This is a genomic window from Thermosporothrix hazakensis (assembly GCF_003253565.1).
In the GTDB taxonomy this organism is placed as follows: domain Bacteria; phylum Chloroflexota; class Ktedonobacteria; order Ktedonobacterales; family Ktedonobacteraceae; genus Thermosporothrix; species Thermosporothrix hazakensis.
The window spans coordinates 19,988-33,141 of record NZ_QKUF01000010.1 but is presented as its reverse complement, the minus strand read 5'-3'; the positions used below and the strand labels follow the sequence as shown (position 1 = coordinate 33,141).

The 13,154-nt window shown below is 58.7% G+C and carries 12 protein-coding genes; 2 read left to right on the top strand and 10 right to left on the bottom strand.

The genetic code is table 11. The features are described 5' to 3' along the window. The first annotated feature begins 14 nt into the window (after positions 1-14). On the top strand, positions 15-1,298 hold the full coding sequence (locus EI42_RS15350) for an MFS transporter (protein WP_111323511.1): 1,284 nt from the start codon (positions 15-17) through the stop codon (positions 1,296-1,298). Between the two features lie 513 nt (positions 1,299-1,811). Here EI42_RS15350 and EI42_RS15345 read toward each other — a convergent pair. The 4 genes from EI42_RS15345 to EI42_RS33285 all read right to left on the bottom strand — a co-directional run bounded on the left by EI42_RS15345 (position 1,812) and on the right by EI42_RS33285 (position 3,402). Then, complete coding sequence (locus tag EI42_RS15345) at positions 1,812-2,093, bottom strand: P-loop NTPase family protein (RefSeq protein ID WP_111323510.1); 282 nt, start codon at positions 2,091-2,093, stop codon at positions 1,812-1,814. 147 nt (positions 2,094-2,240) lie between these two features. Beyond that, the gene (locus EI42_RS15340) at positions 2,241-2,543 is read right to left on the bottom strand and encodes a hypothetical protein (RefSeq protein WP_111323509.1); all 303 of its coding nucleotides are present in this window, start codon (positions 2,541-2,543) and stop codon (positions 2,241-2,243) included. A gap of 102 nt (positions 2,544-2,645) precedes the next feature. Beyond that, a complete protein-coding gene (locus EI42_RS15335; protein WP_111323508.1) occupies positions 2,646-3,095 on the bottom strand; it encodes a hypothetical protein in 450 nt (149 codons plus the stop codon). A gap of 142 nt (positions 3,096-3,237) precedes the next feature. Continuing rightward, entirely contained in the window at positions 3,238-3,402 is a 165-nt protein-coding gene (locus EI42_RS33285) for a hypothetical protein (RefSeq protein ID WP_211326187.1), read from the bottom strand. Between the two features lie 264 nt (positions 3,403-3,666). On the opposite strand from EI42_RS33285, the gene EI42_RS15330 reads away from it, so the two are divergent. Next, on the top strand, positions 3,667-3,921 hold the full coding sequence (locus tag EI42_RS15330; RefSeq protein ID WP_111323507.1) for a helix-turn-helix transcriptional regulator: 255 nt from the start codon (positions 3,667-3,669) through the stop codon (positions 3,919-3,921). Positions 3,922-4,489: 568 nt separating this feature from the next. Here EI42_RS15330 and EI42_RS15320 read toward each other — a convergent pair. From EI42_RS15320 to EI42_RS15300, 6 genes are all read right to left on the bottom strand, one after another. Continuing rightward, positions 4,490-4,879 (bottom strand): DUF7715 family protein, encoded by a 390-nt coding sequence (locus tag EI42_RS15320; RefSeq protein WP_111323505.1) that lies wholly within the window; start codon positions 4,877-4,879, stop codon positions 4,490-4,492. A gap of 68 nt (positions 4,880-4,947) precedes the next feature. Then, positions 4,948-6,012 carry a DNA cytosine methyltransferase gene (locus EI42_RS15315; protein WP_170142654.1) on the bottom strand — a complete coding sequence of 355 codons (1,065 nt, stop codon included), beginning with the start codon at positions 6,010-6,012 and terminating at the stop codon, positions 4,948-4,950. 106 nt (positions 6,013-6,118) lie between these two features. Then, positions 6,119-10,897: a DUF6094 domain-containing protein gene (locus EI42_RS15310; RefSeq protein ID WP_170142653.1), complete on the bottom strand. Its 4,779-nt coding sequence runs from the start codon at positions 10,895-10,897 to the stop codon at positions 6,119-6,121. A gap of 88 nt (positions 10,898-10,985) precedes the next feature. Continuing rightward, the gene (locus EI42_RS32560; RefSeq protein WP_170142652.1) at positions 10,986-11,744 is read right to left on the bottom strand and encodes a hypothetical protein; all 759 of its coding nucleotides are present in this window, start codon (positions 11,742-11,744) and stop codon (positions 10,986-10,988) included. Positions 11,745-11,833: 89 nt separating this feature from the next. After that, positions 11,834-12,448 (bottom strand): hypothetical protein, encoded by a 615-nt coding sequence (locus EI42_RS15305; RefSeq protein WP_111323502.1) that lies wholly within the window; start codon positions 12,446-12,448, stop codon positions 11,834-11,836. A gap of 103 nt (positions 12,449-12,551) precedes the next feature. Continuing rightward, positions 12,552-13,055 (bottom strand): hypothetical protein, encoded by a 504-nt coding sequence (locus EI42_RS15300; RefSeq protein WP_111323501.1) that lies wholly within the window; start codon positions 13,053-13,055, stop codon positions 12,552-12,554. Between the last annotated feature and the right edge of the window lie 99 nt (positions 13,056-13,154).

Here is a 13,154-nt window from a genome sequence, read left to right as displayed (position 1 = left end):
GAGGAGATTGATTTATGAGCACATCAGGACATCTTACCTCTCAGACAGGATCATCCGGCGACAAGATGTCCAGACCTTCCCGCAAGGCCATCTTCTTTCTCGCAGTGGTTGCATTTCTCAATTCTATGGGGATGACCATTATCAGCCCTGTGGTCCCCTTTATGACCCAACGTTATCTGAACAATTCAGGTAATCTTGCACTGGTCGTGGCCGTGCTTACCTCGATCTATGGCATTTGCCAACTTCTCGCTGCCCCCGGATTAGGTTTGCTGAGTGATCGCTTTGGACGACGCCCGATCTTGTTTGTATGCTTGCTTGGCTCAGCAATTGGCTACCTGTTTTTCGGCCTGGGTGGAGCGCTCTGGTTGCTCTTCCTGGGCCGCATCATCGATGGGTTGACCGGGGGCAACATTGGCGTCCTCTTCGCCTATGTTGCCGACATTACCAGGCCAGAGGAGCGCGGAAAGTACTTCGGACTCGTGGGAAGCTTCTCCGGGGTCGGCTTTCTTGTTGGCCCTGGTGTCGGTGGCCTCTTAGCGACGTTCAACTTGAGTACTCCCTTTCTGGTCGCGGTAGCCGTCATTCTGCTTGCGCTCGTGTGGGGTTTCTTCTTTCTGCCAGAGAGCCTGCACAAAGCACACCGCATCAGCGCGATTAGCCTCCGCGCCCTCAATCCTTTCAAACAACTCGGTGGCCTGTTTTCCCATACGCATCAGCGCTGGCTCTTGCTGGCTGTTTTCCTCTATTACTTGCCGCTCCCGAGTATGGGAGCAAACCTGACCATTTTGTTAAAGGATAGTCTGGGATGGAATGCCGCTGCTGCGGGTATGGTCACGACGGTAGTTGGAGTGGTCGATATTGTGGTTCAGGGCGTACTGGTGGGCAAGCTGCTCTCAGCGGTGAGCGAGGTAACACTGAGCATCAGTTCGCTGATACTGATCGCGGTGAGCTATTTTCTGGTGGGATTGATTGCGCTGATCGCTTCGCCGTTTCTGCTGCTCGGGGGGGTATTGCTCGGTGCTGGTGCGGGTGGTCTGGTGGAGAACGCGTTACGCGGTCTGCTGTCACGTCTGGCCGGACCGCGCCAGCAAGGTCTGATTGGCAGTGCCAGTCAGTCGATGCAGTCACTCGCCATGATCCTGGGTTCGTTGTTCAGTGGTTTGCTCTACGTTGAGTTCGGTCACGCCACACCGTATTGGTCTGGAGCACTGATCATTGCTCTGGCTATTGGCTCGATCTTGCTGGCTGTTCCTGCTCTGCACGCACACCAGACGGAGGCTGAGCACAAAGCAGAATGATGGTGACAGCCACCAGGACGGAGAAAGGAGGGAAGCATGACCGGTATCGTGATGGAACAGTCGTCGTCCACACCTCATCGGAGTCTGTTCCCTTCTTCAGGTATGTTTGCTAATGCGGTTTCGTCGGACCAAACGAACCTATTCGCTAATACTCTCCAATTAGAGATATTTTGTTGCTCGTTCATTTGGTACATACCTGAAACAAGAGAAAAACGTGTTCTAATATGTAGTATGTAACATATGTTAAAGATCGAAAGCTAGTTTTAACAGTTCTAACTCTATATTAATATGTAAACACTACTCATAAAGCCTCTCTCTGACACGGCCTTATTGCCACAGGGGCAGCACCTCCACATGGCCTGTTCCCTTGCTTACGACAAGCGCCGTGATCCTCCGCATTTTCTTTCAGCCCGTTTTAAAGCAAAGTATCCTACCAAGCTGAAAAAACGCGGAGGCTGGAATAATCCGGCGCCATCTTGTAGGATCCACCTTGATCGTCGTGAACCCTACAAGCTATCCTGCCTGCATGCCACTCAGACACACGCGATAATCCTGCGCCTCATCCATAATGACCTGTCTCACCAGCTCTCGGTCATGCAAACGGGAGACAATCCGATGGTCTCTCCCTTCTAACGCCATCCGATTCGAGGTGATCACCGTCGGGAACATCGCGTTGTAGCGATGATGAAGCAACTGAAAGAGCTTCTCATTGGCCCAGGGCGTCCGATGCTCCGCGCCCAGATCATCCAGCACCAGCAACTCCACCTCTCCGGACGCGCGCAAACAGCTCATCATAGGTCGTCGGCGCAGTGGGCACAAATGCCGAGCGCAAATGATCCGGCACCGTCAGAAACACCCCCGCTCCCCGGCCGCCAGCCGCTCATGCGCAATCGCCACCACCAGATGTGTCTTGCCACAGCCATTGGACCCCAGCAACACTCACTATTCGCTTGGCTGTTCGGCAAAGGCAAGCGCCGCTGTATAGGCCTCTGCCACTCCCGGTACACTCACCTCAAAATGCTCAAAGGTCGCTTGCCTGTACCTCGGCAACGTGTCCAGGCGTGAGAGCTCCCGCAACAGGGCCGCCTTTCGCTGGCGTTGCGCTTTGCGTGTGCACACGCAGGGGAGGGCTTTGCCAAACTGTGGATGGCCAAACGGAACCTCCCGCCGCACAAATCCTGTTCCCCGGAACTGCGCACAGCGCTCCTCTGCTGCCCCCTGCTGCCCCTGCATGGGCGAGAGCATTGTCCAGTCACTTCACACACAGCACGAGCAGAAGCAATATAAAAACGATCTTTTGCCAGGAGATGGAGGGTGACTTGCGCATATGCGTTTCGCGTTTCCAACTCATCTTTGTCCCAGTAGACAAAGTGATCTGCGAGGGTGGGAGCCCCACAAGCGTAGGCTCTCACGCGAAATCGTCCAGTAGCGATGGCCGCGGATATAGTCAACCGCAGCGAAACGAATGGCCCCGATCACCTGTTCTCCATTGCCAACAGGGGTCCATTCCGCTCGCCAGAGAGCACCAGGCCAAAAGGTCCAGGCGAGAGCGGACTCGGGAAGGTCATCAATCACTTCAAGGGGTTGTACCGTGACCGGGCTTCCTGGATACTCTTGCACAAAGGCCCACCAAAGCGATTCGATACTGGTGATCTCTGCAGGGAAGAAATGGGTTTCTCCTTTGCAGAGAATGCGACCAATAAAGAGAGCCGCTCCCGAATCAGGCTGAGGAACCCCCTTGCTTTCCATGCGCACAATTCCCCGTTCAATCAGACTGGAGAACGTACTTTCTGGCATTTCTTTTCTGCCAGGAGTATAGGGAACGAAGGCGCGACGAAACAGCTTCGAGGAGTAGCGTGGTTTCCACTTTCCTCGTGTGACGGGCTGAGATCTGAGGCGAACATAGGGATCGAGATACCAAAAGACCTGCTGTCGAGCCTCATGGAGCCCATGAAAAAAAGATGGACAAATGGATATCCTTGCTCAGATCAGGATAGCGTATGCAGATGCGCTCATAGAGATAGTGAGCATATGCAGCGCTCAAAGGAGCAGCGGCTCCGAGAAAGAGCGGATCACCATCGTAGGTCTTTTGGTGTATCTTCATCTTTTCCCCTAAGAGATAGTCTCGTTTGTCCAGCCCTTTTCTTAGTATAATAGCAATTGTGTAAAAAACAACAAGAAAAAATAGCTTATGTATTAAAATTGTATAAAAATTGGAAAGTTTCCTTGCAGGGCGTGTACATTCTGTTTATAATAATTTTGCAGCTCAATTTATTTGAGTAATTGCTGCTTCTACTGCATTTTTACTGCAACGCCTCTCTATTCTGATTCTCTAGTGATTCTGATCGATAGGATGGAGGTCGTATGAATGAATAAAGAAGAAATTCGTGCTCTCAGACAGGAACGTGGTCAAACACAGGCAAAGTTTGCAGAGGAACTGGGGGTTTCTCCAAGAACCGTGATGCGGTGGGAGAACGGAGAGAGCCGCCCCCGTTCCTATGCATTACAAAAGCTGGCTCGACTTCGTATGAGTGTTCTTGCAGAGAAGGAGGCCGATGGAGAGACACTCGTGCGGTTGCTTCGCCAGTTCCCCTGGGTGAGAGAAAGAGCATGGAGAAGATGACACGAGGTGCATTCGACCTGGCAACAGCTTATTTGCAAGTAAGGTCAACAGTATCTCAAGCGAGCCGGTGTGAGCTGCAAGCGGGACCGTATGTGCTTCGGATGCATACCACTTTCTTTGATCCGCTGACGGCTACATCAAGCGATGGGTTGGAACTCGCTGTATGGAAAGGGACACATCTCACACTCAGCGTTGGGTTCCTTTCGATCCACCATCATGGGGCAATTGAACATTTTGGGAGATTTCTATGCGCATGTCACACCAAACGATTCTGGGCTTCATTGCGGCCTGGATATTGGGATGCGCGGCATGAGCTCTTGCAAAAGGGGCTTATCTGGATCGCTGCATGTGGAGAAGCATGGCCAGATCCTCTGTTCCCAGGAAAGGGGCTTGTCTTCGCGAACGCGACGCATGCGTGGGAGGAGTGTAGCTGTTTTTGCAACACAGTGGGCCGTGCTCCCAGGGGCCAAAAACACACAAAGACCGGTGGAACCGTCTCATGACGGCTTCCCGGCTAAACTGATGCAACGGGAGCCGCTTCGGCAAAGCAGGCCGAAGCGGTCTCCGTTTAACGGAAGGGCTCAATTGGCTCTCGGGTGCAGAGCTGATTTCCGCGGCGTTCGAGGATCGTGCCGAGGGGGACGCTCGCTGCGATGCGCAGCAGTTCGGCGCAGCTCTCATCGAGAAATTCCTCGAACGCTGCTGTGGTGAGACCGGTGAGATGCTGTGTCCAGTAGCAGCGAAGCCAGAAGCGCAAATGCTCCTCGCCTGCTGGGACCGCTGCAACATGGACGGTGGTGGTTCTCTGTCCGCTGATGAGACCGACAAAGGTGCGTTCATCAGGGTCGCAGTCGTTCAACGGGAGATCCACCGGTTCACCTGGCAGGGCGTCACAGCAGTCTGATGGCCGCATCCCCTGACTCAGGCGGGTGGCGAGCAGGATTGGTGTTCGAGACATGTGTTTTGCTCCTTTTGGGAATTGGAAAGACGTGAGAGAGAGCGCTTTCAGTCTCATGAGAGGAAGGCTCAGGCCGTTTCCCAAAGGGGGAGTTGCTGTGTGGCTTTGGGATCGATAGGATCGGGGGCCTGGACAATGCGTAACGCCTCTTGCAGCTCCTCCTGCCGTTCTCGCGGAGAGGCCATGTCGCGATATCCCAGCGAACGGGGAACATCGGCGAGGCGCTCGATCGCCTGAAAGGAGTCCCGAAGGGCCATGCCAATCGCCTGAGCTACCGGTGGCATCACCGCATCGATCACCATATCGTAGGCCTCTCCCAGTGGCCCGAGAAACTGATAGGACGCTGGAAAGCCATGCAGATTGGAGACCTCTCGTACACTGAAGGGGCGAACTCCTCGTGGGCAACGTGGGTCTTTGATGAGGAAGAGAGACCGATCCCGACGATAGTTCGTGAAGAGATTGACCGGCGCCGTTTGTTCGGGGTCATAGATGACGGGGCGGTCTCGGTAGTTGCCATCAAGGCGGGCATACACATAGGCTGGAATGGGGGGTGGGGGACTCTCCAGATCCAGATAGTCACGCAATCGTTGGCGTGACCGTGGGCATGCGTACTGCTCGATTGGCGGGAAGCGAAATGGCTGACGATGGAGGAGAAGAAAGACCCGCTTTTTGCGTTGGAGCGTAAAGTCTTCCCCATGCACCAGCAACTCAGTGCAGTGGTACAATGGGAGAGCCCGGAATGTTTCAATGACGCGGCGGAACTTGCGAAATCCCCAGACGTTTTCGATGACAATCACTTCCGGGTAATGCAGGATGATTTCGCGTAGGGCCTCCAAATAGAGCACGTCGCCATGCCACTGCTGATGGATCGCAGCCGCAACCGTGTAGTGGTCGCAAGGGAAGGTCACGAAGAAGCAAGGAAGAGGGTGCCGGGGATAATCTGCCAGGGTCATGGCCTGAATGGGCCCCTCAAAGATGCGAAGACCCGGGTGGTTGACACGCAGGGTGCGACAGCGGTGCCGGTTGATTTCGACCGCGAAGGTTGGCCGTAGCCATCCGGTGCGTTGAAAGCCGCAGATATCTCCACCGGCACCGGCAAAGAGATGAGCTGTTGGAAGCGATGAAAGCTGCATACAGGCTCCTTTCATGAAAAGCAAGGAAGAAGCTGTACAGCTTCTTCCTGACGCACGAACTGAGAGCGGAAGAGGCAGGGGGCAGGTGGTCACCCTGCCAGCCCATTTACCACAGCGCTCGTTGCGTCGGCGGTGTGGCTCGTTGAGAGGGACGTGGTCTTCTTTCCCTTCCCTCCTCCTCGCGGACGGGAACTTCCCAGAGCGAGAGGGCCGTTACGGGAGCACGCTGCTTCTGGGTTGGCGTGGTCCTGCTGGCGACACGTGAGCAGTGGCGGCTCTTGCGTTGAGCTCGCTGAATATCTTCCGGGTTGCCGAAGCGCAGCGCGGAGCGGGACACGAAGGTCGGAGGGCGCTGCGGCGTTGCGCGTTGTGAGGGGGCGGGACGTGCTGGTTCCTCCTGCGCGTTGGGGGAAGCGGCCTTCTCTGGAGACGGAGCCAGCGGGTGCGTCTCGTGCTGGGAGGCGTTGAGCTCGCTGGGCGGAGGCGGCGCGCTGGGTTGCGTTGTTTCTTGCTGCATGGTGAGGGCTTTCAGGGGTCCAGCCTGGAGCGCGGGGGCTGCACGTAGAGGCCGTGGGCTGTTGGGGGCTGTCGTCTCGTTGAGCACGATAATCGACCGGGGCGGTGGGCACTGTTGCCAGACGGATGGCCGTTCCTGGCTGGCAAACAGGAGCAGGCGCTCGGGGAGATGGTCCTGCGCCCCGAGCCAGGAGCGGCCTCGCTGCAAGGCCTCGTGTTCTTCGGCTGCCCGGCGCGCAAACGCGGCTTTGAGTGCCGCCCCATCATCAGCCTCAAGGGGCTCCGAATCACGCGGGAGCTCGTCTTCATCGGCCAGAAGGGCGAGCTCGTGCAGTTCGGCTTCCACGGAAGCCGAGAAGCGGGCCAGCATGGTGCGATCTGCCCCTGCGTGTTCGATCAGGGCTCCTCGGGCTGGTTCGCCTGCAAAGGCGGCGGCGGCGCCACTTTGCCCACCTAACTTGCGCAGCTTGCGATGAGCGGCACTGCCTGCGTAGGCCAGGTAAAAGATTCGGACCTCTTCGCGCTTCCCAAGCCGCCAGGCTCGTCGGCTGGCCTGCTCGAGCATGTAGAGATTGAGCGCCATCTCGTACCAGATGATGGTATCCACGGCACTTTGCAGGTTGATGCCCTCGTTGACGCGGGCATAGGGCACGATCACGACAGCGATGGGTGTGCCGGTGTGCTTGCCGCTGGTGGCATCGAGAATCGCTTGCTGACGATCCTCGGCCTTGACGCTGTTGGGAAGGCTCCAACAGGAGATGTTTGCCTGCTTGAGGACCCATTCCAGACGCTGCGCCATCGAGCGCTTCTCATTTTGCTCAATGTAGATCATGCAGCGCCGCCCGGCGGCCCGCTCTTGCTGGACGATCTCGATGAGCTTGCGTTCCATCGGATAGAGGTGGTCCCAGGCGAGCGCGGGGGTTTCGTAGAGCAGCACCTGCTCGATGCTCTCTCCCCACCTATCGCGGCGGTTCTGCCATAATTCGAACGGTGTGCTACAGGGGAGAGCGGCAAACCAGCGGGGGAGGGTGCCCTGAGCCGTCCGAGCCACCGGGTTCGTGGCGGCCATGTCGCTGAGCGTGCGTGCGCAGGCGATATATGCCTGTGCCAGATCGCGCTGCTCTGCCCACTGCTTCCGCTCCTGGGCTTCCCTCCGTAGCTGCTGGCAGTGGGCCAGCGTTTGCTGCTCTTTCTGCTGGAAAGCGGCCAGCGTCTCGGGGGCCACCGTTCCCTGAGCGGCAGCGGCAAAGAGGGTCTCCTTTTCTCGCATGAGTGCCTGTTCGAGGCGCAGACACTGCGCGGTCAGAGCGTGGGCCTGCTCGTAGGCTGCTTCGACCTGTGCATCACGCATCGAGACGATCTCAGGGATCTCAATGCGCGGGGGCATAAAGGCACCAACATCGAGGACCTGCAAATAGACCATCTCCGCCAGAATATAGATAATGAGTTTGGCTGAGATCCCAGGTCCTGCGACGGTGGACGTCTGGACTCGGACTTTGCCGCGACCTCGGCTGGCCTCTTCTTCATATTCCTTGACCCAAAGCTGGATCACGCCGTAGAGGTTCACCGCGTCAGCGATCTGATCCCAGCCCAGATGGAGACACTCTTTCCACAGAGCGGGGTTGAAACGATACCAATACGGGAAGAAACCGAGAATATCCCCCCCAAAATGGGTGCCACTGGCATAGAGGTATCCCTGTGCTGAGAGCATCGCTTGATGGTGGGCGTGAGCAATATCCGTGTCCCGGGATCGGCCATTATGGCTCTCATCAATAATCGTCAGCCCGACACAGCCGCGGAAGAAGCGGTGGAGGTACTCGTACGGGCTAAAGCTGTCTGCCGGTGGAGGGACCACCTGATAGGAGGGCGAGAGCGGGGACATTTCGAGACGAGTGGCGGATGGAGGGGGGAGGTGGCCTGTGGACGCAGGAGATGAGACGGATGGCAGGAGCAGGCGAGCGGGAGCACACGGCTCGGTCGGGGCCTGTCTCACCAGCTGGTCCATGATGTTTGCCCACTGGGCAAACGTGAGCCCGGGATATTTTTTCCGGACTGAACTGGTTCGCGTTTGCGTCCACAACGGGGCGCGCAGCGCTTGTTTCCCCTGCTGCTTGCGCTCCTGATTGCGCCGGCTGGCGCAGCGACACCAGCGGGGACGCCGCTCGAACCAGCGGCGACTGGTGACCGGCAAGCGAAGGAGATCGGCTCGTTCCTCTCTCTGTTTCCCCTTTGCGGGGTTCTGCTCCTCTCCTCCCCGCTCTCCCGGGATGGCACGGACCACGCCGAAGCAATCTGGACAGCAGAAGAACGTTTTCTCGTGAGGTGTGGGAAGGAGCTCTCCATCGGGGTGGCGATCTCCCAGCGGGGTGCCCTTTTCTCCCCGGTGCCCCGGCTCCTGGGGGGCGTCTTCAAGCGAGCGCGGGGGGATGGGGCTTTTTCTGCGACGTTCGAGCACAGCAGGCTGCCATTCTCGGCCAAATGCGCGGGACTGCGAATGCGAGAGGATGGCAATCACCGCAGGGGCATCGCTTGTGGCACAGCGTTCGAGCCAGCGGAGGATATCGCGCCAGCGCTCGATGAGGACCGTTTCTGCTTGTGGCCAGGCTGCCTTGATCTCTTTCTCAAACTCTTTCGTGACCTTCTTCGGTGTGCTGATCAGGGCAGGGAAGGCCCTGGGGCCAGCCTCTTCTGGGAGCAGAAGGCGCCCGGTGGAACGATGCCGATAGGCCACGATGTGCCGGGAGGTGGTGTCCTCACGGATGACGGCCTGTCCCTGCTGCTGCTGCAAGCGCTGCCCAAAGACAGGCTCCAGGTCGAGCATGGCGAGCGTACGAGGGTTTTTGAGCCAGCAGCGACGGAGCTGCCGGATCCAGTCGGGTTGTTGGTGGGGCGCACGCATCGTGTTTCGATACCGCCAGAGGTAGGCTTGCCGGACGACAACGGCGGTTGTGATGCGGGTTTTGCCAGTTCCCGGTTCTCCCTGGATGGCTCCCCGGCGCCGGATATCAAGCAGTCTCCCGAGGGCGATGACACGGTGCATCTGGGCTGGTGCGAGGCCTGGGAGGGGAGCGTTGGGGAGTCGCTTGTCCCGGCCGAACTGTGAGATGACCGCGAGTTCCCAGTCCTCTGGTTGCAGTTGATACAGGGGCTGCCGTTGGGAGAGCATGCGCTCAGCGAGGCGAGGAATCCAGGGTTGGAGAAAGTCGAAGACCTGATGATCCGTATAGTAGGTCACCTGGCCAGTCGTCAGGTCGAGGACGCCCAGGACCGGATAGTCCTGGCTCTGGCTTGCTTGCGCTCGTGTCACCCCTTGCTGGGTGAGGGCCTCTTCTGTCTCTTTGTCCAGCGGCAGATCCACCCAGGTGGTGCTGACAAAGGCGGTGAAGAGGTATGGTCTTGCTTCTGGGCCCTCCTGCGGGCCGCAGAGCACCTGCCCGCCGAGGATATCTGTCAGAAGTTCGGCGGCGACATGGGCTGGACCGGTATAGGGCATGGCGGGAGGCAGACGCTGCTCCTCTTCAGCGATCCAGCAGGTGGCAGCCTTCCATTCCTGGGTGCGGTGAGCGCCATGCTGCGCCAGCTCTTCCCACATCAGCTGCTCAGAGGCGTGCCGAACCTCCAGGTGGGGGAGGGAGGAGATGGGGGGGAGCTCATAGAGCGGCTCCGGAGCTTCTGGCAGGGCCGGCGGTGGCGTGTGCCCGGCCCATCCCTCCTGACCATGAGCATCTTTGCGCCAGCGATAACCGAGCAGACGCTCTTTCTCGCGCTCGTTTGCTTCCAGCGGCTGTGCTCGCTTGCGCCCGATCACGACGATCTGGGTATACGCCTCGAAAGGGCTTTCTGTTTCCCCTTCGCGGCGGGTAGGGAAACGCCACATCCGGATGTCCTCATACCACTGGCTCCACAGGGAGGCCATATGGTGGTTCCAGGCGGAGCGGGCCGGAACGATTGCGACGAGAATGCCACCAGGAACCAGGGCCTCTGTGCAGGCAACGGCAAAGCGATACTCCGCCCTTTTGCCGTTGACGAGCATATACGGCGGATTCATGAGGATGCCGCTGAAGCTCTCCTTGGGCAGACGGACGCCCTCGAAGGCAACAGGAAGGATGCTGGTACGAACAGGGAGCCGTTCACGGGCGTGTTGTGCCCGTTGGGCACTAATCTCAATTCCATACAGGTGAAGCTGGGCGAGGTCTCGTTGGTGCAACGGGAGGAGGAGATCCCCTTCCCCGCATGCGGGATCAAGGAGCGTCACGTGCCCCTGCTGTGGAGCTGGGAAGGAGAGCAGATGGCTGATGCGTGCTGCCACCGCAGGCGGCGTCCGCACAAAAGAAGAGTGGGCAAGGTTCGGTAAGGTTCCGTTTGCCATAGAGAAACATCCTTTCCAAAAAAATGGCCCCACTCTGCAGGCACAGAGCAGGGCATGAGCATGAAAAAGAGGTGACCGAAGGATGGATTTAGCGCCAGGGAAGCCAGCCGTCACGAACGCCCTGGCCAATGAGGGCATTCCAGGCCAGGACGTCTGGCTCAATGCGCCAGGCCCGGATGCCCAGGCTCGGACAGGGGAGAATGAGGCTGCGCCGGAGTCCGCGCCGCCAGAGCTCAGCAGCCCAGTGCTCGCGGAGCTCCGCCTCGCCCCGGTAGAGCACGACGATGCGCATGGCATGCAGATGGCCGAAAAAACTGCTGCTGTGCGGTTCCTCCTCGTCCCAGTTGGCGAAGAGAAACCGCTCTTTGCTGACTGGGACGCGGTGCTCAGCATGGTGGGGGGGTGGGCTCACCGTGGTAGGGGGGTGAAGAAGCCCTTCTTGGATATGCCCGGTGTGGGGCATGGTGATGGTGTGCACCATCTTGCTGGTGGGCAGTGTCGATGTGATGGATGTGTAGGTAAGTTCTTTGCAGCGCTGAACGTGGGGGGATGGGGGCCAGAGGTGTGGCTTGCGGACGGAAAGGGGCAGCTGCTTCCCTTGCCAGAGTTGTGCGAGGACGGCACTGGAGCTCGTGTCTCGCCCGACGAGGCTGAGGAAGATGACCTCATTTGCCTGATTGATTGCGAGGGCGGTGACGAGGACGCATTGTCCATCGGCCTCGATTTCCCCGATGGGTCCGTCAGGCAGAAAAGGGGTAATCTGTTGCTTGCCCGAGAGCGGCGCAGAGAGAACGGTCGGCACCGCATGGGGTGGCGTTGCGACACAACGATGAGCGGGTGTGGTCATGAAAACACCTCCTTCACAATGGTGGGTAGGAAGCAAGAAGCCCGCTCGCGCGAGCGGCAAGCGGGCTCAGAAACAGCAGTGGAACGGACTCAGGCAGATGGAAGCGTGCGGGGCTCCCGCTTGAGACGCCGGGTGAGATGCTCTCGTTGCGCTTGCGAGAGGTCTTCCAGGCGTGATACCTGATAGGTCTGGCAGATGCGGGCAATGCGAGTGGGATCGCGCTCGACAGAGCGAGCGACCCAATCGAGAAATTGGTTGTCCGGGTAGGAGACACTGTGAGGCATCTGCGCTTCTGGCTGCTCCGCATCCGTCGGTGGCGTGGTGACGGGAGACTGCTTTGCGCGAGTCGTGTGTGGCGGGCGGGCCATCTCCTCGACGCTCGCAATGCTCTCAAGCAGGCCAAAGCCGGCGAACGCCAGGGCGCGTCCGAGGGCACTGGTCTCAGCACACTCAAAGGGATGTGTCCCATCGGGCGTGTGCTTGGGCGCCTGCAAGTTGACTTCTGCATTGCCAATATACTGCTGTGTCTCGATGGAGATGACGACCCGCCAGAGAAGGCGGTCGCCAATCGGCACAGGACCACTTTCCAGGATCTGGAAAGGGACCTGATGCTCGTGGAGCAGACGTAAGCGCTCGGCAACGGGGACAGAGGGTTTCCCGTGGAGCAGGATGGTTTGAACGGGATGTTGCTGGTGCGGTGTCATAGAACCTCCTGAAGGTGTGATGCAGAACAACATGATCGAGCGGGGCGACACCACTGGGGGGACCACCCCGCAAGCAAGCAAGCAGATGCACCCGGGAAGGGCGCTAGGGGAGAGCGGCAAGCCTCCAGTGTCCCTCTCGGTACACCAGCGAGGCGGCAGTGCTCTGGACGGACCAGACCCACTCGTCGGGGAGACGATACCGGGCAGGGCAGATGACCTCCCCGGCAAGGGGGGCGCGTTCAAGGACCTGGCGCAGGCACGTTTGCAGCTCTTCCTGCAACTGATGAGCCAGGGGAAGCGCCTCTGTCCCCTTCAAGCGGTCGGGAAAGACGAGGCTCCAGGATCGCTCTCCCCCGAGCCCTCCGAACGCCTGGGCGGCCAAAAAGGTCGCGTAGTAGACGGGCCCGTTGGGATATGGGCGAGCCGTCACATGGATGGCCCATTCGCGCTGGTATTGGTTTCCCAGGGGACGGGCTCGTTCGAGAGGCATGAGGAAAACAGGCGTCAATCTGAGGAACCGGGTGAAGGTTTCCAGGGTGCCACACTCAATGGCCTGTGCGGCCAGTTCATGCTTGATTTCCAGGGTCGTTTTTGGTATATTTCCCATAGAAGGATTTTCTCCTTTCTCCACAGGCTCCGTTCCCATGGGTAAAGAAGAGAAGCGGGAACGGGGCCTGCGCTTTTGTGATAGGGATACACGGGTCAG

Excerpts from the sequence above, each read along its gene's own strand:
- EI42_RS15350 (WP_111323511.1), top strand. The coding sequence starts at position 15 with ATGAGCACATCAGGACATCTTACCTCTCAGACAGGATCATCCGGCGAC.
- EI42_RS15345 (WP_111323510.1), bottom strand. The coding sequence starts at position 2,093 with ATGATGAGCTGTTTGCGCGCGTCCGGAGAGGTGGAGTTGCTGGTGCTG.
- EI42_RS15340 (WP_111323509.1), bottom strand. The coding sequence starts at position 2,543 with ATGCTCTCGCCCATGCAGGGGCAGCAGGGGGCAGCAGAGGAGCGCTGT.
- EI42_RS15335 (WP_111323508.1), bottom strand. The coding sequence starts at position 3,095 with ATGCCAGAAAGTACGTTCTCCAGTCTGATTGAACGGGGAATTGTGCGC.
- EI42_RS33285 (WP_211326187.1), bottom strand. The coding sequence starts at position 3,402 with ATGAAGATACACCAAAAGACCTACGATGGTGATCCGCTCTTTCTCGGA.
- EI42_RS15330 (WP_111323507.1), top strand. The coding sequence starts at position 3,667 with ATGAATAAAGAAGAAATTCGTGCTCTCAGACAGGAACGTGGTCAAACA.
- EI42_RS15320 (WP_111323505.1), bottom strand. The coding sequence starts at position 4,879 with ATGTCTCGAACACCAATCCTGCTCGCCACCCGCCTGAGTCAGGGGATG.
- EI42_RS15315 (WP_170142654.1), bottom strand. The coding sequence starts at position 6,012 with ATGCAGCTTTCATCGCTTCCAACAGCTCATCTCTTTGCCGGTGCCGGT.
- EI42_RS15310 (WP_170142653.1), bottom strand. The coding sequence starts at position 10,897 with ATGGCAAACGGAACCTTACCGAACCTTGCCCACTCTTCTTTTGTGCGG.
- EI42_RS32560 (WP_170142652.1), bottom strand. The coding sequence starts at position 11,744 with ATGACCACACCCGCTCATCGTTGTGTCGCAACGCCACCCCATGCGGTG.
- EI42_RS15305 (WP_111323502.1), bottom strand. The coding sequence starts at position 12,448 with ATGACACCGCACCAGCAACATCCCGTTCAAACCATCCTGCTCCACGGG.
- EI42_RS15300 (WP_111323501.1), bottom strand. The coding sequence starts at position 13,055 with ATGGGAAATATACCAAAAACGACCCTGGAAATCAAGCATGAACTGGCC.